General features: G+C 64.6%; 18 protein-coding genes. 9 read left to right on the top strand and 9 right to left on the bottom strand.

Going from position 1 to position 22,675, the window contains the following annotated elements; all coding sequences use genetic code 11:
* Positions 1-4: 4 nt before the first annotated feature.
* Positions 5-820, top strand: a complete 816-nt coding sequence (locus ACVOME_RS14565) for a tRNA threonylcarbamoyladenosine dehydratase (protein ID WP_193396159.1) — start codon at positions 5-7, stop codon at positions 818-820.
* Between the two features lie 35 nt (positions 821-855).
* On the opposite strand, the gene ACVOME_RS14560 is transcribed toward ACVOME_RS14565, so the two are convergent.
* Both ACVOME_RS14560 and ACVOME_RS14555 read right to left on the bottom strand, forming a co-directional pair.
* The gene (locus tag ACVOME_RS14560; protein WP_262218796.1) at positions 856-1,629 is read right to left on the bottom strand and encodes a TatD family hydrolase; all 774 of its coding nucleotides are present in this window, start codon (positions 1,627-1,629) and stop codon (positions 856-858) included.
* Complete coding sequence (locus tag ACVOME_RS14555; RefSeq protein WP_053515346.1) at positions 1,626-1,841, bottom strand: DUF6116 family protein; 216 nt, start codon at positions 1,839-1,841, stop codon at positions 1,626-1,628. The genes ACVOME_RS14560 and ACVOME_RS14555 overlap by 4 nt, the downstream gene beginning before the upstream one ends.
* Positions 1,842-2,003: 162 nt before the next feature.
* On the opposite strand from ACVOME_RS14555, the gene ACVOME_RS14550 reads away from it, so the two are divergent.
* From ACVOME_RS14550 to ACVOME_RS14515, 8 genes are all read left to right on the top strand, one after another.
* Positions 2,004-2,846, top strand: coding sequence for a glycine zipper 2TM domain-containing protein (locus ACVOME_RS14550; RefSeq protein WP_053515348.1), 843 nt, complete (start codon positions 2,004-2,006; stop codon positions 2,844-2,846).
* A 109-nt stretch (positions 2,847-2,955) separates the two neighbouring features.
* Positions 2,956-3,498 (top strand): GNAT family N-acetyltransferase, encoded by a 543-nt coding sequence (locus ACVOME_RS14545; protein ID WP_461287718.1) that lies wholly within the window; start codon positions 2,956-2,958, stop codon positions 3,496-3,498.
* 127 nt (positions 3,499-3,625) lie between these two features.
* The gene (locus ACVOME_RS14540; protein WP_053515351.1) at positions 3,626-4,285 is read left to right on the top strand and encodes a glutathione S-transferase family protein; all 660 of its coding nucleotides are present in this window, start codon (positions 3,626-3,628) and stop codon (positions 4,283-4,285) included.
* A gap of 88 nt (positions 4,286-4,373) precedes the next feature.
* On the top strand, positions 4,374-6,653 hold the full coding sequence (locus ACVOME_RS14535; RefSeq protein ID WP_481505217.1) for a thiamine pyrophosphate-dependent enzyme: 2,280 nt from the start codon (positions 4,374-4,376) through the stop codon (positions 6,651-6,653).
* Between the two features lie 3 nt (positions 6,654-6,656).
* A complete protein-coding gene (gene asnB, locus ACVOME_RS14530; RefSeq protein WP_193396162.1) occupies positions 6,657-8,597 on the top strand; it encodes an asparagine synthase (glutamine-hydrolyzing) in 1,941 nt (646 codons plus the stop codon).
* A 65-nt stretch (positions 8,598-8,662) separates the two neighbouring features.
* A complete protein-coding gene (locus tag ACVOME_RS14525; protein WP_053515357.1) occupies positions 8,663-9,223 on the top strand; it encodes an NADPH-dependent FMN reductase in 561 nt (186 codons plus the stop codon).
* Positions 9,224-9,571: 348 nt separating this feature from the next.
* On the top strand, positions 9,572-10,996 hold the full coding sequence (locus tag ACVOME_RS14520) for a replicative DNA helicase (RefSeq protein ID WP_053515359.1): 1,425 nt from the start codon (positions 9,572-9,574) through the stop codon (positions 10,994-10,996).
* Positions 10,997-11,101: 105 nt separating this feature from the next.
* Positions 11,102-11,314, top strand: coding sequence for a hypothetical protein (locus ACVOME_RS14515; RefSeq protein WP_481505216.1), 213 nt, complete (start codon positions 11,102-11,104; stop codon positions 11,312-11,314).
* Positions 11,315-11,608: 294 nt separating this feature from the next.
* Here the strand turns inward: ACVOME_RS14515 and ACVOME_RS14510 are convergent, their stop codons facing one another.
* From ACVOME_RS14510 to ACVOME_RS14480, 7 genes are all read right to left on the bottom strand, one after another.
* A complete protein-coding gene (locus ACVOME_RS14510; RefSeq protein WP_481505215.1) occupies positions 11,609-12,316 on the bottom strand; it encodes a hypothetical protein in 708 nt (235 codons plus the stop codon).
* The gene (locus ACVOME_RS14505; RefSeq protein ID WP_481505214.1) at positions 12,313-13,923 is read right to left on the bottom strand and encodes an RNA-directed DNA polymerase; all 1,611 of its coding nucleotides are present in this window, start codon (positions 13,921-13,923) and stop codon (positions 12,313-12,315) included. Before ACVOME_RS14505 ends, ACVOME_RS14510 begins: the two co-directional genes overlap by 4 nt.
* Positions 13,924-14,366: 443 nt before the next feature.
* Positions 14,367-15,803, bottom strand: a complete 1,437-nt coding sequence (gene lpdA, locus ACVOME_RS14500; protein ID WP_053515369.1) for a dihydrolipoyl dehydrogenase — start codon at positions 15,801-15,803, stop codon at positions 14,367-14,369.
* Between the two features lie 65 nt (positions 15,804-15,868).
* Positions 15,869-17,074 carry a dihydrolipoyllysine-residue succinyltransferase gene (gene sucB / locus ACVOME_RS14495; RefSeq protein WP_065175459.1) on the bottom strand — a complete coding sequence of 402 codons (1,206 nt, stop codon included), beginning with the start codon at positions 17,072-17,074 and terminating at the stop codon, positions 15,869-15,871.
* Between the two features lie 43 nt (positions 17,075-17,117).
* Positions 17,118-19,949 carry a 2-oxoglutarate dehydrogenase E1 component gene (locus ACVOME_RS14490; RefSeq protein ID WP_053515372.1) on the bottom strand — a complete coding sequence of 944 codons (2,832 nt, stop codon included), beginning with the start codon at positions 19,947-19,949 and terminating at the stop codon, positions 17,118-17,120.
* A gap of 186 nt (positions 19,950-20,135) precedes the next feature.
* A complete protein-coding gene (locus tag ACVOME_RS14485) occupies positions 20,136-21,038 on the bottom strand; it encodes a GNAT family N-acetyltransferase (protein WP_481505213.1) in 903 nt (300 codons plus the stop codon).
* A 3-nt stretch (positions 21,039-21,041) separates the two neighbouring features.
* Entirely contained in the window at positions 21,042-22,451 is a 1,410-nt protein-coding gene (locus ACVOME_RS14480; RefSeq protein ID WP_481505212.1) for a ribosomal protein uL16 3-hydroxylase, read from the bottom strand.
* Positions 22,452-22,675 lie beyond the last annotated feature (224 nt).

Raw genomic sequence — 22,675 nt, 5'->3', positions numbered from 1 at the left:
ACCGATGAACGAACAGGTCAAACAACGCTTCGCCGGCATCGAACGGCTGTATGGCGTGGGTGCGCTCGAGCGCCTGCAGGGCAGCCGCGTAGCGGTGGTCGGCATGGGCGGGGTCGGCTCGTGGGTGGTCGAGGCGCTGGCGCGCTCGGCGGTCGGCCATCTCACCCTGATCGATGCGGACGACATCTGCGTGTCCAACACCAACCGGCAGCTGCCGGCGCTGGAGGGCAATTACGGGCGCAACAAGGCCGAAGCCATGGCCGAGCGCTGCCGGGCGATCAACCCGGAACTCGATGTCGACGCGGTGCAGGCGTTCCTGACCACCGCCAACATGGCGGAACTGCTTGATCGTCGCTTCGATCTGGTGATCGATGCCTGCGACAGCTTCCGGGTCAAGGTGGAGACCATCGCCTGGTGCCGCCGCCGCAAGCTGCCACTGCTGACGGTCGGCGCCGCGGGTGGCCGCACCGATCCGACCCTGGTACGCATCCGCGATGTCTCGCGCACCGAGCACGACGCGATGCTGGCGCTGATCCGCAAGAAGCTGCGCAGCGAGTTCAACTTCCCCAAGAACGCCAAGCGTTACTTCGGCGTGCCGGCGGTGTACTCGCTGGAGAACGTGAAGTATCCGCAGGCCGATGGCAGTGTCTGCGGCCTCCGTCCCAACCTGGGGGCGGACGCTGCGCTCAAGCTTGATTGCGGCGCAGGGCTGGGGGCAGCCACCCATATCACCGGTGCCTTCGCCTTTGCCGCCGTCGGCAAGGCGCTGGAAATGCTGCTGGAGCCGAAGAGGGTCAAGTCCGAATCCGTTGAGGCTTGACCGGTAGCGCCGGGCCATGCCCGGCGAAACGGCGATCAGACGGCCGGCAGCGCGAACAGCCGCCGCGCGTTGTCGGTCGTGGTCCTCGCTACCGTCTCCAGGTCGGTCTGCCGCAACGCCGCGACGTGGCGCGCGATGATCGAGAGGCGTGCCGGCTCATTGCGCTGCCCACGGATGGCCGCGTCGGGCTGATCGGGCGCGTCCGTTTCCAGCAGCAGCTGCTCCAGCGGCATCTCCCGGACCAGCCGTTGCAGGCGCTGTGCCCGTTCGTAGGTCAGGGGGCCGCCCAGACCCAGCAGGAAGCCCTGCCGATGCAGCTGTGCCGCCTGCTCCGGGCTGCCGGAGAAACTGTGCACCACGCCGCGCAGGCCACCGATGCGGCGGATCGCTGCGATCACCGCATCCACGGCCCGACGCGCATGCACGATCACCGGCAGGTCGAAGTCGCGCGCCAAGCGCAGCTGGCCGGTGAAATAGGTCTGCTGCGCCTCCGCATCCAGGCCTTCCACGAAATAATCCAGGCCGCATTCGCCGATCGCCCGCGGACGCTCACGCTCGATCCATTCCCGCAGCAGCGGAAGGTGCCCGGCGCGATGCTCGGCAAGAAACATCGGATGCAGCCCGTACGCGGGGTACAGGCCGGGTGCCTGCTGGCAGACCTCGCGCAGCTTCGGCCAGCTGGCGGCGGTGACGGCCGGCACGACCTGGAACTGCACCCCGGCCGCGCGCGCGCGCTCGATCACGGCGGCACGGTCGGGGTCGAACTCGCCTGCATCGAGATGGCAATGGCTGTCGACCAGCACGCTCAGCGCTGCTCCAGCGGTGGCGGCGTGCGGGTGCCGCGGCTCTTCCAGTTGGCCAGCAGCAGTGTGCCCAGGCCCAGCACCAGCTCATCGACGAAGGGAAGCGGATCGGGAATGAACAGGGTCAGCGCGAACAGCCCTGCCGTGAGCTTGAACAGCGTGGGGTAGCGCAGCCGGCGCGCCCATTGCAGTACCGGCAGCAGCATCGGGTTGGCCATGGCGGGATCCTCCTGGTGAATATGCAAACGCTACCACGGGCCCAGCATTTCCCGATGCTGAATGGGTTACGGCGACGAGCAGGAAATGTGGAGATTCCGTTCAGGGAGGCCGTGCTGCAATCTGTGCCGAGAACGTTGCGGACGGTCCGCAAGGAGCAGGTCATGAAAAGCACAACTACAACTGTCCTGGTCGCAGCGGGCGCGCTGCTGGTGGGTGGTATCGCCACGGCCGCCTTCATGAAGAGCGGCAACCCTTCGCCGGATTCCATCAGCGCCGGCGCCCCCAACGGCGAATCGCGCCTGGCCGATGGCAGCGGCACCGACGATGGTGCGCGTGGCAACCAGCTCGATGCCACCGCGCCGCGCGGCCTGGAGTATGCCGATGTGCTGAAGGTCGACCCGATCACCGAAAAGCAGAAGGCGTACGCCACGGTCATCGGCACCGACGCGGTGCGCGAGACCTCCACCACCCAGACGCCGCACGAGGTCTGCCAGGATGTGGTCGTGCAGGAACGCCTGCCCGAGCGTGATGGCAACGTCGGTGGCACCGTCGCCGGCGCGGTGATCGGTGGCCTGCTGGGTAATCAGGTTGGCGGCGGCAATGGCAGGAAGGCGGCGACCGCAGCCGGTGCCGTGGCCGGCGGCCTGATCGGCAACCAGGTGGACAAGCGCCATGTCGGTGGCCGTGTGGTCAACCGCACCGAGCGCCAGTGCCACACCGAGACCGCCACCTCCGAGTCGAGCCGTGTCACCGGCTACAACGTCACCTATCGCAACGAGGACGGCACCACCGGCACCATGCGCATGGCCAGCAAGCCCGGCAACCGCATCGCCATGGGAACCAACGACGTGGTCAAGGGTTACAACGTGACCTACCGCTATGATGGTGCCGAGAAGACCGTGCGCATGGACAACAAGCCAGCCAGCGATCGCCTGCCGGTGGTCGATGGCCAGCTGGTCACGCAGACAGCGGCAGCCGGCGCCACGGCACCGACCCGCCAGTAATCCTGCCGCTGCAGCGGACAGGCGACAGGCCGGCTTCTGCCGGCCTGTATGTTTTTGTGGCCGGGTGACATTTGCGATGATGGCGCTCCGTCATCGCCCTGGAGTCGGCATGAGCATCTTCGACCTGCGCCTGGAAACCGAGCGCCTGATCCTGCGCCCACCGCATCGCGAGGATTTCGAGCCCTATCTGGCGTTCTGCGCGGATGAAGAGGTGATGCGCACGCTGGGCGGAGTACAGCCACCGTCAGTGGCATGGCGTGGATTCTGCAGCCTGGCTGGCGCGTGGCAGTTGTTCGGCTTTTCGATGTTCAGCGTGATCGAGAAATCCAGTGGTGAGTGGATCGGTCGCATGGGGCCCTGGCAGCCACAGGACTGGCCGGGCACCGAGGTCGGCTGGAGCGTCCGGCGTGCCAGCTGGGGCAAGGGCTACGCGCCGGAGGCGGCGACCGCTGCGATCGACTGGGCCTTCAACGCACTCGGGTGGGAGGAGGTGATCCATACCATTGCCGAGGACAACGAGAATTCCCGTGTCGTGGCCCGCAAGCTGGGCAGTACGCTGCTGCGCATGGGCGAGCTGCCGCCGCCGTACCAGGGCAAACCGATGCAGATCTGGGGGCAGTCGCGCCAGCAGTGGCAGCAGCGCGTGCGCTGAGGGGCCCGACGGGCTGCATCCAGCGGCGGGCTGCGCGGTGGGCATGCTGCACCCGCGCTTGGCATCGGCGGGCGCGCTTGCCAGACTGCGCGCAACCGGTCGTTGGCCGGGTCTCCTGGAGCAGGCAATGGTGGAAGAACGCGTTCCGTTGACGGTGCATGGCATGTCCGTTTCAGGCAATTGCCACAAGGTGCGCATGCTGCTGGAACACCTCGGCAGCCGCTATCGCTGGGTGGAGGTGGACAGCGCCCATGGCCAGACCCACACGCCGGAGTTCCTGGCATTGAATCCCAATGCGAAGGTGCCGTTGATCGTGCGCGAGGACGGCCGCGTGTTGACCGAATCGAATGCAATCCTGTTCTGGCTGGCCGAGGGCACGCCCTACCTGCCCGGCGATGGCTGGGAGCGGGCGCAGGCGTTGAGCTGGATGTTCTTCGAGCAGTACACGCATGAACCCTGCGTGGCGGTGGCCCGTTTCATTCGGGGCTGGACGCCGGCCGATTCCCCGCGGCGCGCCGAACTGCCGCGCCTGCAGGAGCGCGCCAGCACCGCATTGGCGGTGATGGAACAGCACCTGCGGCAGTCGCCCTGGTTCACCGGCCGCAGTTATGGCATCGCCGATATCGCGCTGTTTGCCTACACCGACGTTGCCAGCGATGGTGGCATCCGCCTTGATCCGTTCCCGCAGGTGCAGGCCTGGCTGCAGCGGGTCCGGGCGCAGCCGCGGTTCGTGCCGATGCCGGCCGTGGGCGCGGAGGTGCTGGCGCGATTCAACGCGGTGGCCTGATTCCAAGGGGAGCGTCGGGCAGGCCGACTGCGGGGGACGCCGGGCGGGCCCGCGCCACGCTACGCAACAACGACACGGAGGGTGTTCGATGTTCGCTGTGGTTCCAGATCCCATTCCCGCGCGCATGCGCGGGCTCAACCGCGCCGATGTGTGCGACGTCAATTTCCTGGAGGCGGTGCGCGGCTGGCGGGGCACGCCACGGCCACGGCCCGCGCCGCACGCGCCGATCCTGCCAGGCAGCACGCTCAGCGCGGCGGCCTTTGCCGACCTGTTCGATTCGCAGCTGGCCAGCCGCCAGCTGGACCTGATGGCACGCGTGCTGCGCGTGCAGAACAAGGTCTTCTACACCATCGGCTCGTCCGGACACGAGGGCAATGCGCTGTTGGCGCGGGCCTGCCGGCACACCGATCCTGCGTTCCTGCACTACCGCTCCGGCGCCTTCATGGCCGAACGCGCGCGGCAGGTGCCGGGCATGGATCCAGTGCGCGACGCGGCACTGTCGTTCGCCGCCAGCGCCGACGATCCTGCCAGCGGAGGCCGGCACAAGGTGTGGGGCAGCCGGCCGCTGTGGGTGTTGCCACAGACCTCGACGATCGCCTCGCACCTGCCCAAGGCGCTGGGCACTGCGTTGGCCATCGAGAGCGGCAAGCGCCTGGGCCAGCCGTTGCCGATTCCGGCCGACAGCATCGTGGTCTGTTCCTTCGGCGACGCCTCGGCCAATCACGCCACCGCACAGACGGCGTTCAACACCGCCATGTGGTCGGCCTACCAGAAACTGCCGGCGCCCATCCTGTTCGTCTGCGAGGACAATGGCCTGGGCATTTCGGTGAAAACACCAGAAGGATGGATCGCCGAGCGCTTTGGCGGCCAGCCGGGACTGGACTACTTCTTCGCTGATGGGCTGGATCTGGCCAGCGGCCATGCGCAGGTGCAGGCCGCGGTCGAGCATTGCCGGGCAACCCGCAGGCCGACCTTCCTGCACCTGCGTACCACGCGGCTGATGGGGCATGCCGGTACCGATTTCGAGGTGGAGTGGCGCGCGTTGCCGGAGCTGTGTGCGGCGGAGGCGCAGGATCCGCTGCTGCGCTCGGCGCAGATCGCGATGGAGTCGGGCTGGATGGATGCCGCGGCCGTCGAGGCGGCCTATGAAGCGATGCGTGTGCGCTGCATGGCGGCCGCCGCCGACGCCGAGCGCCAGCCGAAGCTGCAGTCCCTTGAGCAGGTGATGGCACCGCTGGCGCCCTATACACCTGCAGCGGTGCACGCCGAGGCCCGGCGCGCGGTCGCGGACGAGGCGCGACTGTCGCTGTATGGCGGCGCCGACGCATTGCCGGAGCGACAACCGCCGCGTCATCTGGCCATCCAGATCAATCACGGACTGCAGGAACTGCTGTGCAAGTATCCGCAAAGCCTGTTGTTCGGCGAGGATGTGGCGCAGAAGGGAGGCGTGTACACCTTGACCCGCGACCTGCTGCGTCGTTTCGGCCCGCGACGGGTGTTCAACACGCTGCTGGACGAGACCATGATCCTGGGCATGGCGCAGGGGCTGGCCAACATGGGCATGCTGCCGATCCCCGAGATCCAGTACCTGGCCTACCTGCACAATGCCATCGACCAGATACGTGGCGAGGCGTGTTCGCTGCAGTTCTTCTCCAATGACCAGTTCCGGAACCCGATGCTGGTGCGGGTGGCAGGGCTGGGCTACCAGAAGGGATTCGGTGGCCATTTCCACAATGACAATTCGATCACGGCCCTGCGCGACATTCCCGGCCTGGTGGTGGGCTGTCCCTCGCGTGGCGACGATGCCGTGATGATGCTGCGCACGTTGGCGGCACTGGCCCGGGTGGATGGCCGCGTGGCGGTGTTCCTGGAGCCGATCGCGCTGTACATGAGCAAGGACCTGCACGAGCCGGGTGACGGCCAGTGGCTGTTCGACTACCCGCAACAGGGCCAGGCGCTGCTGCCGGGGGAGGGCCGGGTGTATGCCCCCGAGGCGCAGGATCTGGTGATCTACACCTATGGCAATGGCGTGCCGATGGCGCTGCGTGCCGCGCGGGTGATCGACCAGCAGCTCGGGTGGCAGGTGAGGGTGGTTGACCTGCGCTGGCTGGTGCCGCTGGACGGCGGATTCATTGCCACCCAGGCGGCCACGGCGCGGCGCGTGCTGGTGCTGGACGAGGGGCGTCACAGCGGTGGCGTGGGCGAGGGGGTGGTCACGGCCCTGGTCGAGGCCGGCTTCGGTCACCTGCCGCTGCGTCGGGTCTGCGGCGCCGATACCTATACGCCGCTGGCGGGGGCAGCAATGTTCGGCCTTCCAAGCGACAATGCGGTGATTGGCGCCGCCCTCGACCTGGCGCAGGAACCCTGATGCATGTGTGGATTGGCGGGAATGCTGTTGCCGGCACCGATGGTGCCGGCCGAGGAACTGCAGGCACAGGCCCTGGCCATGGGCCAGGCGCTGCACCATCGCGGGCCGGATGATGGTGGCACCTGGGTCGATGCCGCTGCCGGGATCGCACTGGCGCACCGCCGGCTGAGCATCCTCGATCTGTCCCCGCTGGGCCACCAGCCGATGGCATCGTCCGACGGCCGCTATGTGATGGCCTACAACGGCGAGGTCTACAACTTCGCGGCCCTGCGCGCCGAACTGGAGCCGCTGGGCCATGCGTTCCGTGGCCACTCCGATACCGAGGTGCTGCTGGCTGCGATCCTGCAGTGGGGCCTGGAAGACACCCTGCAGCGCTGCAACGGCATGTTCGCCATCGCTCTGTGGGACCGCAGCGAGCAGTGCCTCTGGCTGGCCCGCGACCGGGTCGGCAAGAAGCCGCTGTACTACGGCTGGGCCGGTGACGCGCTGGTGTTCGGTTCCGAGCTGAAGGCACTGTGGCAGCATCCAGCGTTCGACAACGATATCGATCGGGATGCGTTGACGCTGCTGTTGCGGCTGGATTACATCCCGGCGCCGCACAGCATCCATCAGCGCTGCTACAAGCTGATGCCCGGCCGGGTGCTGCGGGTGGATGCGGCGATGGTTGCCGCCGGAGCCGGCGCGCACCGGCCGGAGCAGGCGCAGCGTCCGTACTGGGACGCGCGTGCGCGCATGCAGGCCGCACTGGCCGCACCCTTCCAGGGCCGCATCGAGGAGGCCGAGGAGCAGCTTGATGCCCTGCTGCGCGACGCCGTGGCGTTGCGCATGGTCGCGGACGTGCCCGTCGGCGTGTTCCTGTCCGGGGGGACCGATTCGTCGCTGGTGGCGGCGCTGATGCAGGCGCAGAGCAGGCAGCCGGTGCACAGCTTCAGCATCGGCTTCCAGGATTCAAGCCACGATGAGGCACCGCTGGCCAGGGAACTGGCCGCGCATCTGGGCTGCGACCACACCGAGCTCTACGTCAGCGGGGCCGACGCACTGGCGGTGGTGCCGCAGTTGCCGACGATGTTCGACGAGCCTTTTGCCGATGCCTCGCAGGTGCCGACCGCGCTGGTGGCCCGGCTGGCAAGGCAGGGGGTGACCGTGGCCTTGTCCGGCGATGGTGGCGATGAGCTGTTCTTCGGCTACACCCGCTACGTGCGCGCGCTGCGCAACTGGCAGATGCTGGGTCGCGTGCCGGGCCCGCTGCGGCGCTGGATGGGTGCCCGCGCGCAGCAGCAGGGCGAGGCATCGCGCACGGGAGGCCTGGCGGCGCTGCTGGCCGAAACCGGCGCCCGCGGCATCGGCGATGTATACCGCAACCGCATTTCGCGCTGGCGTGACCCGGCGGCGGTGGTGCCCGGTGCGCAGCCGGCTGGCAGCTTCTATGACCTGGCCGATCCGCTGCACGGCGCGGGCACGCCGGCAGACGCGATGATGCTGGCCGATTTCGTGACCTACCTGCCTGATGACCTGCTGTGCAAGGTCGACCGCACTTCGATGGCGGTCAGCCTGGAGGCGCGTGCGCCGTTGCTGGACTGGCGGGTGGCCGAGTTCGCCTGGTCGCTGCCGCTGGGCTTCAAGCGCAGTGAAACGACCAGCAAGGTCCTGCTCAAGCGCGTGCTGGGCCGATACGTCCCGCACGCGATGGTGCACCGGCCCAAGCGTGGTTTCGGTGCGCCTGTCAGCGACTGGCTGAAGGGCGACCTGCGGCCGTGGGCCGACGATCTGCTGCAGCCTTCGCGGCTGGAACGCGAAGGCGTGCTGTCGGCGGCCGCGGTGCAGCCGCTGTGGCAGCAGTTCCTTGGCGGCCAGCGCAAGTGGCACACGCATCTGTGGAACGTGCTGATGTTCCAGGCATGGCAGGCCCACTGGCGCCAGGTCCGGGCCAGCATCAGCGGCTGACCTTCACTGCCTGGAAAGGGGACGGTGAATAGGATGGGTTTCCCGCACCATGAGGAGTCCGTCCGATGTCCGTTCCCACCATCGCCGTGTTCGTCGGAAGCCTGCGCCGGGAGTCATGCAACCGCCGGCTGGCCCATGCACTTGAAAAGCTTGCCGGCGACCGGGCCCGGTTCCAGTACGTGCAGATCCGCGACCTTCCCCTGTATGACCAGGATTTCGACGCCGATTACCCGCCATCGTGTGTCCGCCTGAAGGAGCAGGTGCGTGCCGCCGACGCCGTGCTGTTCGTGACACCCGAATACAACCGTTCGGTGCCGGGCGTGCTGAAGAACGCCATCGACATCGGCTCGCGCCCCTATGGCGACAGCGCATTCGCAGGCAAGCCCGCTGCGGTGATCGGTGCGTCCATCGGCCAGATCGGCACCGCGGTGGCCCAGCAGCACCTGCGCAACAGCCTGGCCTTCCTCGACATGCATGTGCTCGGCCAGCCGGAGGCGTTCATTCATTTCAAGGACGGCCTGATCGACGCCGACGGTACGATCCACAACGACGCCACGCGGGAATTCCTGCAGGGGTATGTGGACCGGTTCCTGGCGCTGATCGCGGTGCACGTGAAGGGCGATTGAGACGTATGGGATCAGAGCCCTCTGCGTTGCAGAGGGATCCGACCCCAGCCACATCCGGGGTCGGATCCCGGCGCGCAGCGGCGGGCTCTGACCCCACTTGCAGCTGAGCGGGCCAGAGCCCGTACGCTGCACGGAATCCGACCCTGGCCGGCTGATCTGCGATAATGACGCACTCGGGCGTCGCACGGGCGCCCGTCGCAGGCAGTGCGACGCCTCCGCGCCATTCTGGCCAGGCTCCGGCGGATATCCCCCGTTCTTCCACGGCTTATCCACAGGCTTGTCCATGGCCGCCAGGGTCGGCGCATGCCTACACTCGTCTGGCCCCACTTTTGCAGGAAACACCGCCGCATGTCCGCCCGTCCCGGCTTCCGTTCCAACCGCAGAGACCGCGGTGATGGCTTCGAACGCGATGATTCGCGCATCGACCAGCTGCGGGTGCCACCGCATTCGGTGGAGGCCGAGCAGGCGGTGCTGGGTGGCCTGATGCTGGCACCCGAAGCGTTCGACCGGGTCAACGACCAGCTGACCGAGACCGATTTCTATCGCCGCGATCATCAGATGATCTACCGCGCGATCCGAGAGCTGTCCGAGCGTGACCGACCCTTCGATGCGGTGACGCTGGGCGAATGGTTCGAATCGCAGGGCAAGCTGGAGCTGGTAGGGGATGGCGCTTATCTGATCGAACTGGCCAGCACCACGCCGTCGGCGGCGAACATCGCGGCCTACGCCGAGATCGTACGTGACAAGGCGGTGCTGCGGCAGCTGATCCAGGTCGGTACCGACATCGTCAACGATGGTTTCCAGCCGGAAGGCCGCGACAGCAGCGAGCTGCTGGCGTCGGCGGAAAAGAGCGTGTTCGCCATTGCCGAGCAGGGCGCACGCGGGCGTACGGATTTCGTCGCCATGCCCGGCGCGCTGAAGGATGCCTTCGAGGAACTGCGCAACCGCTTCGAGAACGGCGGCAACATCACCGGCCTGCCAACCGGCTACAACGATTTCGACGCGATGACGGCCGGCCTGCAGCCGACCGACCTGATCATCCTGGCCGCGCGCCCGGCGATGGGCAAGACCACCTTCGCGCTGAACATCGCCGAGTATGCGGCGATCAAGTCGAAGAAGGGCGTGGCGGTGTTCTCGATGGAAATGTCCGCATCACAGCTGGCGATGCGACTGATCTCCTCCAATGGCCGGATCAACGCGCAGCGCCTGCGTACCGGCCAGCTGGAAGACGAGGACTGGAGCCGCGTCACCAGCGCGATCAAGATGCTGAAGGAAACCAAGATCTTCATCGACGACACGCCGGGCGTATCGCCGGAAGTGCTGCGCTCCAAGTGCCGCCGCCTCAAGCGCGAGCACGACCTGGGCCTGATCGTGATCGATTACCTGCAGCTGATGAGCGTGCCCGGCAACAGCGAGAACCGCGCGACAGAAATCTCGGAGATCTCGCGTTCGCTGAAGGGCCTGGCCAAGGAGCTGAACGTGCCGGTGATCGCACTTTCCCAGCTCAACCGCTCGCTGGAAACGCGTACCGACAAGCGCCCGGTGATGGCTGACCTGCGCGAATCGGGCGCCATCGAGCAGGACGCGGACATGATCGTGTTCATCTACCGCGACGACTACTACAACAAGGAAAACTCACCGGACAAGGGCCTGGCCGAAATCATCATCGGCAAGCACCGTGGCGGCCCGACCGGTTCGTGCAAACTGAAGTTCTTCGGCGAGTACACGCGTTTCGACAATCTGGCCCACGATTCGGTCGGTTCGTTCGAATAATTCATCGCCCGTTTCCGGGGTTTCGTCGCAAACGCCTTGCCTCGGGCGGGGGCAGGGCGGCAGCGTATCCCCACGCGGCAAGCCGCCGCGCAAGGAGCCCCCGTCATGAAGACCCTGTTTGCGATCGGTGTGTGGTGCCTGCTGTTCGCGCTGTGCTGGCCGCTGGCGATTCTGGCCCTGCTGGCCTGGCCGTTCGTGTGGCTGCTGACCCTGCCGTTTCGTCTGGTAGGGATCACCTTCTCGGCGTTGTTTGCGTTCCTGCGCGCGCTGTTCATGCTGCCGGCGCGAATGCTGGGTGGACCGGCCGTGGCGCGCTGACTAACGCCACGGTCAGGGGGCGTGCCTGATCGTCTTACATTTTCGCGCTCGTATGTGTCTCTCGCGGAAGGACATCACGTTTTAGTTGCCAGTAAATCATCGATATGTCGGAGCGCGGATCGACCGGGGGGGCAGTCACCAAGAACCTAGTTGATGACGGCAATGGTCGACCTATCGGTGGATGCTGGCTCCTTGGTCGGACTTCATCGGCGAAGATTACGAAATACTCAGGCCGGGGGATTTTGACCACTGTGCGTCTGGTCTACTACAAGCTCGCGCGCCAGAAAATTCGACTCATCTGGATACTGAGAGTCGAGTCATGCTAGTTGCGATGTTTGCAAGAACATCGCTCTCGCGCAATCCGCTCAGCTCCAAGCAGACGCTATCTAGCGTTCGTTTCCAGAAGAAGCCGCTTCTCGGATTGTAAAGGCCAACGCTAGAGAATGCAGATTCCTCTCTTGTGAATGCCAGGCTGGAGTAGATTAGAAGTTGCTTTAGGTCGCTCACGCGGAATCCACGATCGCCAGCCTTGACCTCGTACAGGCAGTCCTCGTAGATGAGATCGCCTTCGCAGGAAGCCACGATCCCACAGCCCGAGAACTTCGGCCTGAAGATTATCGATTCGCGATGCGAGAAGAAGTGCAGCAAGTTCGAAGCAAGCGCGATGGTCTCAAGCTTGCTTTCTTCATCCATCTCCAAAGTCACCGATTGTGTGTCGTTGGTGATCCTGAGTATGTATTTTGAGACATTTTCGATCGAATCATCGAGAAGGGGTAAAAGGTATTTCGTTTGAGTCTTCGTGTCGGATTCAACGGCTTTGCGAAATATCTCAAAAGCCAGTTCATTGATGAATCCGCGGATCCTAATCGGTGCCAAGTTCTCGACGGGGGAGCTCCAATGCTCCACGCGGAGATTCTCTCGGCGCCAGTACGTGTCAGCAAGAGGTATGATGTCATGCCAAATTGATGTGAAGCTTGTTGAGAAGTGCTGTTCGGAGATCACACCGGAACCCTCCATGATCCTTGGGACTTTTGTTTCGAGAGTGAGGCCCATTTCAGCACAAGTTTGTCGTACTCGTTGAGGTCATGCTTTACAGAGTCTCGCCAATGCTTGCCTTCATCTTCGAGGATGTAGGAGCTTATGAGCATGGCCCGCCTCTCCCAGACGGTTAACGTGGGGTAGTTCTTTCTGTAGTTTGAAATCCAGTGATCTGCGCCACGATGAGCCATCATTAGGATTACGTCTCGTTTGATCATCATATTTAATGGCTGCTTGTAGAGATTGGATAGGATAATCTCTGTTTCCTCGGATGGATCTTCGGAAAGCAGTCGGAGGGCATACGAGAGATTCGTGGGAACCTGTGTGATATAGGAATTTGAGCTAATCAGAGATCGTATTTGTTCGAAGAGCGATTCTCTTGTGGGAGTTTCCAGGTTATCGAGAAGCCCACGACACAGCAGCATTACGGATGGAAATACTGGATACAGTAGGTCAAGGCTGTGGGTAAGAGATTTTACAGCATCGTTCTGCACTGCTGGTTTGAGATGTTTTAAGGCGGAGAGAAGTCTCTTCGAGAGACTCTCGTCAATTCGGCTCTTTGACAGTTCGCGCCCCAGCATTCCCACTATGTCAAACTTTGAAAGCTCTTCTTTGAGCTTTTCATAGTCTTGCTCGGCGGTTTGGGAATATGGATCGTAATATACTCGAAGTCGCTGGAATGCACGTTCCTCGCTATCAATTTGTGCTTCGGATTCTTCCGGTGATGAAAATTCCGAGGTAGAGAGGAACTCCTTCGAAGTCATGATGCGGGTTTTCGTTTTCTGAAGCGAAAGCCCCTCATTGGCTAGAAGTAAGTCGTTCAGTGAAATTAGAGCGGAGTATGCTTCCTCTTTGCTGTCTGCAAAGATGATGTAATCATCAACGAACCTGCAGAAAGTGATGGACTCACTGACGAGTAGTCTATCCACTCGGTTTAAAAGTATTTCACTTAAAATTCGAGCGGCCGGGCCGCCGACAGGCAATCCATAGGATACATTGTCCGAAATTGATTGTAGCAACGCCATTATGCGTTTAATGGCAACACCATTCGATGTGGCCTTTTTAAGGGCGTTTTCTAGTCTGTGATGATAGATGCGAGGGTAGAAGTCTGAGATGTCGCATCTCAGTACGTACGGATGGGCGCGTGCATGTTCGATAGCTTGGGACTGGAATGCATGCCATCCAATGCTTCTATCGAACAGCGAACCAGCCTCGTCGTCAGGCTTGAACCTGTAGGAGAAGACTACGTCTCTACTTAGCCTTTTAGACTCTACTTCGTTTGCGATTGAAATAACTAGTGAAAGTAGGTATAGATTCCAAATGGGGTCAATTTGTGTTCCCCAGCGGAATCCGCTATATCCAACGACTGATAGATTTCTTGCCGTTAGGACGGGGTGGTCTTTGATTGCTGAGTCGAATTCCTTGTCAATATGTTCAAGGACGGAAACTACAGAATCTGGAAGGTCGTTTAGAATGTGGTTGTCAATAGGATATGGAAATATGTCCGTATCTCCGAAATTTGCGACATTCTTGACTGCTAGTTGGAGGTTGCTCTTGGAGACGATCGGCATGGTTCGATGCTCTTCGTGGCACAGGATGGAGTGGGGCGGGCTGGGTATTCACTATTTGTCGAGGATAGCGCGGGCCAGCTTGCGGTCACAAGGTATGTAGGAATTTCATTCTGGCCCTTGAGGTGCAGCTTGGGATTTTCCTGATGCCTCTTTAATGTTGACGATTTTCTGCCGCGGCGGATGGAGGTATCGGTTCTTGAATGTGGGTCTGTTACGAGGCTGTCTTGGAGGATGATCGATCGTCTTGGTCGATTGATGGCCGGCTACTCGGCGCGGTGGCATTGAGTGGCTGCGGCTCGCGGCTCGCGGCTCGAGCGACGGTCGAATAATGGTCGACTCGAACAACACCATATGTGTTGTTTGACAGGGGCCGGCGCTGATGCGCGACCACAAAAAACCCCGCCGAGGCGGGGTTTTTTGTGGTTACCTCACATCAAGACCGATCAATTGGCCTTGTGGATGGCGCGCTTGCTGACCGCCATCGCCGCGTCGTGGACCACTTCCGACAGCGACGGGTGGGCGTGGCAGATGCGGGCCAGGTCATCGGCCGAACCGCTGAACTCCATGGTCAGCACGCCTTCGTGCACCAGCTCGGACACGTTGGCGCCGACCAGGTGCATGCCGAGGATGCGATCGGTCTCGGCATGGGCCAGGATCTTCACGAAACCTGCCGGCTCGATCATCGCCACGGCACGGCCATTGGCGGCGAACGGGAAGCTGCCGGCCTTGTACGGGATGCCTTCGGCCTTCAGCTGTGCTTCGGTCTTGCCGACCCAGGCCAGTTCCGGCTCGGTGTAGATGACCCACGGAATCGTGTCGAAGTTGACGTGGCCCGGCAGGCCGGCGATCAGTTCGGCCACGGCGATGCCTTCCTCGAAGCCCTTGTGCGCCAGCATCGGGCCGCGCACGCAGTCGCCCACCGCCCAGACGCCATCGACGCCGGTGTGGCAATGCGCATCGACTTCGATCTGGCCACGCTCGTTGACCTTCACGCCGGTGCCTTCGGCCAGCAGGCCCTTGGTGGCAGCGCGACGGCCGACGGCCACCAGCAGCTTGTCCACGGTCAGGGTCTTCTCGCCTTCGCTGTCGGTGTAGGTGACAACGACTTCCTTCTTCTTGCCCTTGCCAGTGATCTCGGTCTTGGAGACCTTGGCGCCCAGGCGGATGTCCAGGCCCTGCTTCTTGAATTCCTTGGCCGCGGTCTTGGCGACTTCGGCGTCGGCGACGGCCAGGAACTCCGGCAGCGCCTCGAGGATGGTGACTTCAGCGCCCAGGCGCTTCCACACGCTGCCCAGCTCCAGGCCGATCACGCCGGCGCCGATCACCGCCAGGCGGTTCGGCACTTCGGTGAAGTCCAGGCCGCCGACGTTGTCGACGATGGTCTCGCCGTCGAACTTGGCGAACGGCAGTTCGATCGAATCCGAACCGGCGGCGATGATGACGTTGGTGCCCTTCAGCTCGACTTCCGAGCCGTCGTGCTGCTTCACCTTGACCACGTTGCCCGGCTGCAGTTCGCCGAAGCCGTAGTAGGTGGCGACCTTGTTGGCCTTGAACAGCATGGCGATGCCGCCGGTGAACTGCTTGACGATCTTGTCCTTGCGGCCAACCATCGCCTCGACGTCCATCTTGGCGTCCTTGAAGCTGATGCCGTGGTCGCCAAAGATGTGGCTCATGTTCCAGAACTGGCGCGAGGAATCCAGCAGCGCCTTGGACGGGATGCAGCCCACGCGCAGGCAGGTGCCGCCCAGCGCCGGCTTGCCATCCTTGCCCAGCGCTGCGTCGATGCAGGCGGTCTTCAGGCCCAGCTGGGCCGCGCGGATGGCAGCGTGGTAACCGGCCGGGCCCGCACCGATGACGACGACGTCGAATTGTTCAGCCATTGAATTAGTCCTTGATGCTTTACCGGAACCCCCTTCCGCGCGGGGGCGGAAGAGGGCGGGAGGTCTTACAGGCCGAACAGCATGCGGCCCGGGTTTTCCAGCTGGTTCTTGATGTCCACCAGGAACTGCACCGAGTCCTTGCCGTCGATGATGCGGTGGTCGTAGGACAGCGCCAGGTACATCATCGGCGCGATCACGACCTGGCCGTTCTGGGCGATCGGACGCTCCTTGATGGCGTGCATGCCCAGGATGGCGCTCTGCGGCGGGTTGATGATCGGCGTGGACAGCAGCGAGCCGAAGGTGCCGCCGTTGGTCACGGTGAAGGTGCCGCCCTGCAGTTCTTCCAGGCTCAGCTTGCCGTCACGGGCCTTCTTGGCGTAGTCGGCGATGGTCTTCTCGATGTCAGCGAACGACATGCGCTCGACGTTGCGCAGCACCGGGGTCACCAGGCCCTTCTCGGTCGACACGGCGATGGAGATGTCCGAGTAGCCGTGGTAGATGATGTCGTCACCATCGATCGACGCGTTGACCAGCGGGAAGCGCTGCAGCGCGTTGGCGGCGGCCTTCACGAAGAAGCTCATGAAGCCCAGCTTGATGCCGTGGGCCTTGACGAACTCGTCCTGCAGTTCCTTGCGCGCGGCCGACACCTTGGACAGGTCGACTTCGTTGAAGGTGGTCAGCATGGCGGTGGAGTTCTTGGACTCCATCAGGCGTTCGGCGATGCGCTTGCGGATGCGGGTCATCGGCACGCGTTCTTCCGGACGTGCGCCACCGGCCTTGCCGGCGCCGCCGTTGCGGGCGAAGTTGACGATGTCTTCCTTGGTCACCGCGCCGCGACGGCCGGTGCCGTCCACGTCGGCCGGGTTCACGCCCTCGGTGATGGCGGTGAAGCGGGCACCCGGCGGCAGCGCATCGGCAGCCGACTTGGCTGCCGGGGCCGGAGCCGCGGCGGGAGCCGGAGCAGCGGCTGCGGCCGGAGCCGGGGCATCGGCCTTCTTCTCTTCAGCGGCCGGAGCCGGGGCAGCCGCCACGGCGCCTTCCTCGATGATCGCCACGACCTGGCTGGAGGTCACGGTGGCGCCCACGTCGAACTTGATCTCCTTCAGCACGCCATCGACCGGCGACGGCACTTCCAGGACGACCTTGTCGGTTTCCAGGTCAAGCAGGTTTTCGTCGCGCTTGACGGCGTCGCCCACCTTCTTGTGCCAGGTGGCGATGGTGCCGTCGGCGACGGATTCGGGCAGTACCGGGGCTTTGACTTCGGTGGCCATGCGGGAGCTTCCTGGTTTGTCTTCTAAATAAGGGGGAGGAGAGTTATTCAGCGACCTGGTCGTTGAACGGGTTGACCAGTGCGTCGGCAATCAGCTGCTGCTGCTCGCGGACATGGTCAGCCATGTGACCGGCAGCCGGCGACGCCGAACGTGCGCGACCGGCGTAATGCAGGTTCTGGCCCTCGGCCAGGCAGAACTGCAGGTGGTGGCGGATCTGGTACCACGCGCCCTGGTTCTGCGGTTCTTCCTGCGTCCACACCACGTCGGTGGCCTTGCCATACTTCTTCAGTTCGGCAGCCAGTAGGGCACGCGGGAACGGATACAGCTGCTCCACGCGGATGATCGCCACGTCGTCCTGGCCACGCTTGGTCTGGTCTTCCAGCAGGTCGTAGTAGACCTTGCCCGAGCACAGCACCACGCGCTTGACCTTCTTGGCGTCGGCATTGGCATCGCCGATCAGGTGCTGGAACTCGCCGTTGGCCAGCTCGTCCAGGGTCGACACCGCCAGCTTGTGGCGCAGCAGCGACTTCGGCGACATCACCACCAGCGGCTTGCGGGTGGTCATGTGCAGCTGGCGACGCAGCATGTGGAAGGCCTGGGCCGGGGTCGACGGCACGACCACCAGCATGTTCTCCAGCGCGCACAGCTGCAGGAAGCGCTCCAGGCGCGCCGAGCTGTGCTCCGGGCCTTGCCCTTCATAGCCATGCGGCAGCAGCAGGGTCAGGCCGGAAATGCGGCCCCACTTGGCTTCACCGGCGGCGATGAACTGATCGATCACCACCTGGGCGCCGTTGGCGAAGTCGCCGAACTGGCCTTCCCAGATGCACAGCGTGTTCGGATCGGTGGTGGAGAAGCCGTACTCGTAGGCCATCACCGCTTCTTCGCTCAGCAGCGAATCGATGACGGTGGCCTTCTCCGGCGAATCCACCAGCTGCCGCAGCGGCATGTAGTAGTTGTCGGTCTTCTGGTCGTGCAGGATCGCATGGCGGTGCGTGAACGTACCGCGGCCGACGTCCTGGCCGACCAGGCGCAGTGCATGGCCTTCGTCCAGCAGGGTGGCGTAGGCCAGGTTTTCGGCAAAGCCCCAGTCGCCCGGAATCTCGCCAGCGGCCATCTTGCGGCGGTCGTCGTAGACCTTGGCCACGCGCGAGTGCAGCTGCACTTCGTCCGGGATGGTGTTGATCAGCTTGGCCAGCTCGACCAGCTTGTTCTTCTCGACCTTGGTCGAGACCGGGTCGGACAGCTTGCCTTCCAGCAGCTTCGGCCAATCGACGAACAGCGGGCTGCTCGGCGGAGTCTTCTCGACCTTGGCCAGTTCGGTGGTCACTTCGCCGGCGTCCAGCTTCTCGCGGTAGGCATCGACCATCGCCTTGCCGGCGCCGGCGGCGATCACGCCCGCCTTTTCCAGCTGCTCGGCATACATCTCGCGGGTGGTCGGGTGCTTGCGGATCACCTGGTACATCAGCGGCTGGGTGATCGCCGGCTCGTCGGCCTCGTTGTGGCCCCAACGGCGGTAGCACATCAGGTCGATGACCACGTCCTTGGCGAACTTCTGGCGGAACTCGAACGCCAGCTGCGCGGCGAACACCACCGCTTCCGGGTCATCTCCGTTCACGTGCAGCACCGGTGCGGCAATCATCTTCGCCACGTCGGTGGCATAGCGCGTGGAGCGCGTATCCAGCGGATTGGAGGTGGTGAAGCCGACCTGGTTGTTGACCACGATGTGCACGGTGCCGCCGACGGCGAAGCCGCGGGCCTGCGACATCTGGAACAGTTCCATGACCACGCCCTGGCCGGAGAAGGCCGCGTCGCCGTGGATCAGGATCGGCATGACCTGCTTGCGGGCGGTGTCCTTGCGGCGCTCCTGGCGCGAACGCACGGAACCGGCCACGACCGGGTCGGCGATTTCAAGGTGCGACGGGTTGAACGCCAGCGCCAGGTGGACCGGGCCACCCTCGGTGGCCACATCGGCGGAGAAGCCCATGTGGTACTTCACGTCGCCGGCCGAGGCGTGCTCGTCGTGCTCGAACTTGCCTTCGAACTCGTCGAACAGCTTGCGCGGGTTCTTGCCCAGGGTGTTGACCAGCACGTTCAGGCGGCCGCGGTGGGCCATGCCGATCACCACGTCCTTGACGCCGTCCTTGCCGGCGCTGCGGATGATGGTGTCCATCATCGGGATCAGCGCATCGCCGCCTTCCAGCGAGAAGCGCTTCTGGCCGACGTACTTGGTGTGCAGGTAGCGCTCCAGGCCTTCGGCCGCGGTCAGGCGCTCCAGGGTGCGGCGCTGGGTGTCAGCGTCCAGCTGGTAGTTGCCGCCGGCCAGTTCCAGCTTCTTGTAGATCCACTGGCGCTGCTCGACCTCGGCGATGTGCATGAACTCCGCACCGATCGAACCGGTGTAGGTCGCCTTAAGGCGCGCCAGCAGATCGCGCAGCTTCATGCGCGGCTGGCCGCCGACGCCACCGGTGCTGAACTCGCTGTTGAGGTCGGCATCGGACAGGCTGTGGAACGGCAGGCCCAGGTCCGGCGTATTGACCGGCGCAGCCAGGCCCAGCGGGTCCAGGCGGGCGTCCAGGTGGCCGCGCGAGCGGTAGGCGGTGATCAGACGACCGACATTGCGCTCACGCTCGTCGCCCGCACCTGCGCCGGTGCCGGCCTTCAGCGCATCCTTGGCCGCGTCCGCGATGTGGGAAATGACGGCCGAGTGCGGAATGTCACCTGCTTCGCGGCCCTTGAAGCCGTCGAAGTAGGTCTTCCATTTGGGATCGACACTGTCCGGGGAGACGAGGTACTGCTCGTACAGGTCCTCGACATAGGAGGCGTTGCCGCCGGCGAGTTGCGAAGATTGCGCAAACTGCTTCAGTAGATTGTCCACGATGGAGGGTGTTGATTCGCTTTGTGGGGTATGGCTTAAGAAGGACCCGGCAGGAAGATGAATAGCCCTGCGCAGGCGCGTTCAAACAGCCAAATTGTACCCCCATCCGGACACGAAGGGGCATCGCGGAGGCCATCGTGCGTCCCCCGGTGCCGCTTCCAGACAGGTTGAACCCGACCGTCGCGCTCAGAGGCCAAGCGCGCGTAGTTCGCTGCAATCGCGCGAACGGTCCCAGACGCGCTGCAATTGCTGCTCGAACTGCCGCGAACGTGCCGGCAGCGCGATGCCGGCCTCGCCGTCGAGGCGATGGCCGATCAGACGAAAGTAGAAGTCGCCCCTGTCATTGATCAGGCAGGCGGACGCCAGTGCCCGGTCGACCGGATCGGCCACCTCGCGGAACAGGATCACGCTGGGCAGCCGCTGTGCCATCGCCAGCAGCGGCGCGCCGGCACGGCCAATGGCTGCCGCGTCATGCACGATCACCCGCAGCTGCTTGTCGTGGCGGGCACTGGCGAAGCGGCGCAGGGTGGCCTGTACCGGGCCGGCAGCGAGCAGGCCCGGGTCCAGCAGGTGGCTGTGCAGCCACACCTGGCGACGGGCACGGTGGAGGAGGGCGGTGGTGGCGGCCACGGCCTCGGCGTGGCTGTTGATCGCGCTGGCCGCGTCCAGCCGGCGGCGCATCTGCTGGTGCCCCAGGCCGGCCTCCTCGAAGACCTCGCCCTCAGGCAGGAAGCCCTGCCGCGCGTAGAAGTCGCGGGCGGGCAGCTGTGCGTGCAGATGCAGCTCGGCCAGGTCGAGGCCACGGCCGGCCTCGACCAGGGCCTCGAGCAGGGCTTCACCGATGCCCTGGCTGCGGTGGCTCGCCAGCACCGCCATGCGGCCGACGCGGCCATCAGGTGTGAGCCGGCCAGTGCCGACCGGCGTGCCGTCGGCATCCAGCGCCAGTACGTGGGCACTGACCGGGTCCATCGCGTCGCGCTCCAGTTCGCTGGCAATGCCCTGTTCCTGCACGAACACCTGCTGGCGCACAGCGTGGATGGCGCCATGCGCATCGGCATGACCTACCTGATGGACGCGGATCGAGGGCATGACTCAGGCGCGACCGTCGTCGCTGTCGTCTTCTTCGTCGTCTTCGAAGTTGACGATGACCTCGATGCCATCGTCATGCACGGTCACCACGTGGACATCGTCGGACACGGCGTCGTCATCGATCACCTCCACCTGGTCGCGGCCTTCGACCACCTCACCGAGGACGCCTTCATCCTCGCCCTCGTCGTCGGCGCCATACAGCTCGCTGGGGTCGATCAGCTGGAACACGCCGCCGACCAGCAGCTGCTGGACCACCGCGCGGCCCTTGTCCGACAGTCCGCGATAGGCGGCCGCGTCGAGCTGCTCGGCACCGGCCAGGCGCTGCGCATCCTTCACCGGCAGCGCGAAGTCCTGGCCGCTGACGTACAGGCTGGCGCCCCGCTTGGCCCGGCGCCAGGCCAGGCGGGCCCAGGGGTGGCGTTGCAGCAGAAGGCCGGACTGCAGGGCGGCGATCACCTCTTCCTGTTCCGGCGCGGCCTGGTGGGCCATCACTTCGCCGGCGGCGCGGTAGGTGGTGATGAAGCGGCCGAACCAGTCGCCCAGCTTGTCCGGGTCGTTCATGCGGATGGCGTTGAGGGCGGTGATCACCCGTGCCATCGCCACCGTGTCGATCTCGTTCGGATCGGCCGGCAGCTTCAGGTCGGGGTCCTGGTAGCGGATGTTCTCGTCGGCATCGGCGATCAGGGTGTCCAGGTAGTCACTGATGAGTTCGGCCGAGGACGGCGCGCGCATGCCGAAGGAGAACGTCAGGCAGGGGTCTTCGGCGACGCCGTGGTGTGGCACGTTCGGCGGCAGATAGAGCATGTCGCCGGGCGCCAGCACCCAGTCGTGGGTGGGCTTGAACACCTCCAGCAGCTTCAGTTCCACGTCCGGACGGAACCCCAGTGGCGGCCGCCGGCCCTTGATCGACTCGCTGGCATCGATCTGCCAGCGACGATGGCCCTGGGCCTGCAGCAGGAACACGTCGTACTGGTCGACGTGGGCACCGACCGAGCCGCCGGTGGCGGCGAAGCTGATCATGACGTCGTCCATGCGCCAGCGCGGGAGGAAGCGGAAGTGCTCGATCAGCGCGCGCACGTCCGGGTCCCACTTGTCCACGTCCTGCACCAGCAGGGTCCAGTCGTGGTCGGGCAGGGCGGGGAATACGTCTTCCTGGAACGGGCCGGTACGTACGCGCCAGCCGTCCTGGCGCTTGTCGTGCTCGATCAGGCGTGCCAGCACGCCTTCTTCGCAGGCCAGCCCGGCCAGGTCTTCCGGCTGCACCGGAGACTGGAAATCAGCGAAGGCGTTGCGGATCAGCAGCGGACGCTTCTGCCAGAAATCGCGCAGGAACACGGCCGGGGACATGCCCAGCGGCTGGCCGGGACGGGCGGTGACTTCGATGAGCGGGGCGGAGGACTTGCGGGCGGCCATGGGGGAATCCTTGCAGCGGAAAGCGGGAGGGCGGCGCGGCGTGCCGCCAAGGCGTCCATTGTCCGACGTTCGTTGGGATTGCGCACGTGCGGTGGTTTGTCGCGGGGTGTCCGGCCAACGGCGGAGCCCCTCGTGGCGGGTGCTTGGTCGCGTGAAGGCAAAAAGCCGTGCCTGGCCGGGCGGGTGGGCTGCGCGGGGGACGCTGCAAGTACGTCCCTGTAAGC

The organism is Stenotrophomonas sp. STEN008 (assembly GCF_056760435.1).
Note: the sequence above shows the minus strand (reverse complement) of the source record. Positions and strands in the feature narration are given on the sequence as shown.

What these genes read in the sequence shown, in the direction of transcription:
- lpdA (WP_053515369.1), bottom strand. Translation starts at nt 15,803, where the DNA reads ATGGCTGAACAATTCGACGTCGTCGTCATCGGTGCGGGCCCGGCCGGT.
- ACVOME_RS14485 (WP_481505213.1), bottom strand. Translation starts at nt 21,038, where the DNA reads ATGCCCTCGATCCGCGTCCATCAGGTAGGTCATGCCGATGCGCATGGC.
- sucB (WP_065175459.1), bottom strand. Translation starts at nt 17,074, where the DNA reads ATGGCCACCGAAGTCAAAGCCCCGGTACTGCCCGAATCCGTCGCCGAC.
- ACVOME_RS14515 (WP_481505216.1), top strand. Translation starts at nt 11,102, where the DNA reads ATGAAGACCCTGTTTGCGATCGGTGTGTGGTGCCTGCTGTTCGCGCTG.
- ACVOME_RS14505 (WP_481505214.1), bottom strand. Translation starts at nt 13,923, where the DNA reads ATGCCGATCGTCTCCAAGAGCAACCTCCAACTAGCAGTCAAGAATGTC.
- ACVOME_RS14520 (WP_053515359.1), top strand. Translation starts at nt 9,572, where the DNA reads ATGTCCGCCCGTCCCGGCTTCCGTTCCAACCGCAGAGACCGCGGTGAT.
- ACVOME_RS14565 (WP_193396159.1), top strand. Translation starts at nt 5, where the DNA reads ATGAACGAACAGGTCAAACAACGCTTCGCCGGCATCGAACGGCTGTAT.
- ACVOME_RS14550 (WP_053515348.1), top strand. Translation starts at nt 2,004, where the DNA reads ATGAAAAGCACAACTACAACTGTCCTGGTCGCAGCGGGCGCGCTGCTG.
- ACVOME_RS14555 (WP_053515346.1), bottom strand. Translation starts at nt 1,841, where the DNA reads ATGGCCAACCCGATGCTGCTGCCGGTACTGCAATGGGCGCGCCGGCTG.
- ACVOME_RS14480 (WP_481505212.1), bottom strand. Translation starts at nt 22,451, where the DNA reads ATGGCCGCCCGCAAGTCCTCCGCCCCGCTCATCGAAGTCACCGCCCGT.
- ACVOME_RS14535 (WP_481505217.1), top strand. Translation starts at nt 4,374, where the DNA reads ATGTTCGCTGTGGTTCCAGATCCCATTCCCGCGCGCATGCGCGGGCTC.
- ACVOME_RS14545 (WP_461287718.1), top strand. Translation starts at nt 2,956, where the DNA reads ATGAGCATCTTCGACCTGCGCCTGGAAACCGAGCGCCTGATCCTGCGC.
- ACVOME_RS14525 (WP_053515357.1), top strand. Translation starts at nt 8,663, where the DNA reads ATGTCCGTTCCCACCATCGCCGTGTTCGTCGGAAGCCTGCGCCGGGAG.
- ACVOME_RS14540 (WP_053515351.1), top strand. Translation starts at nt 3,626, where the DNA reads ATGGTGGAAGAACGCGTTCCGTTGACGGTGCATGGCATGTCCGTTTCA.
- asnB (WP_193396162.1), top strand. Translation starts at nt 6,657, where the DNA reads ATGTGTGGATTGGCGGGAATGCTGTTGCCGGCACCGATGGTGCCGGCC.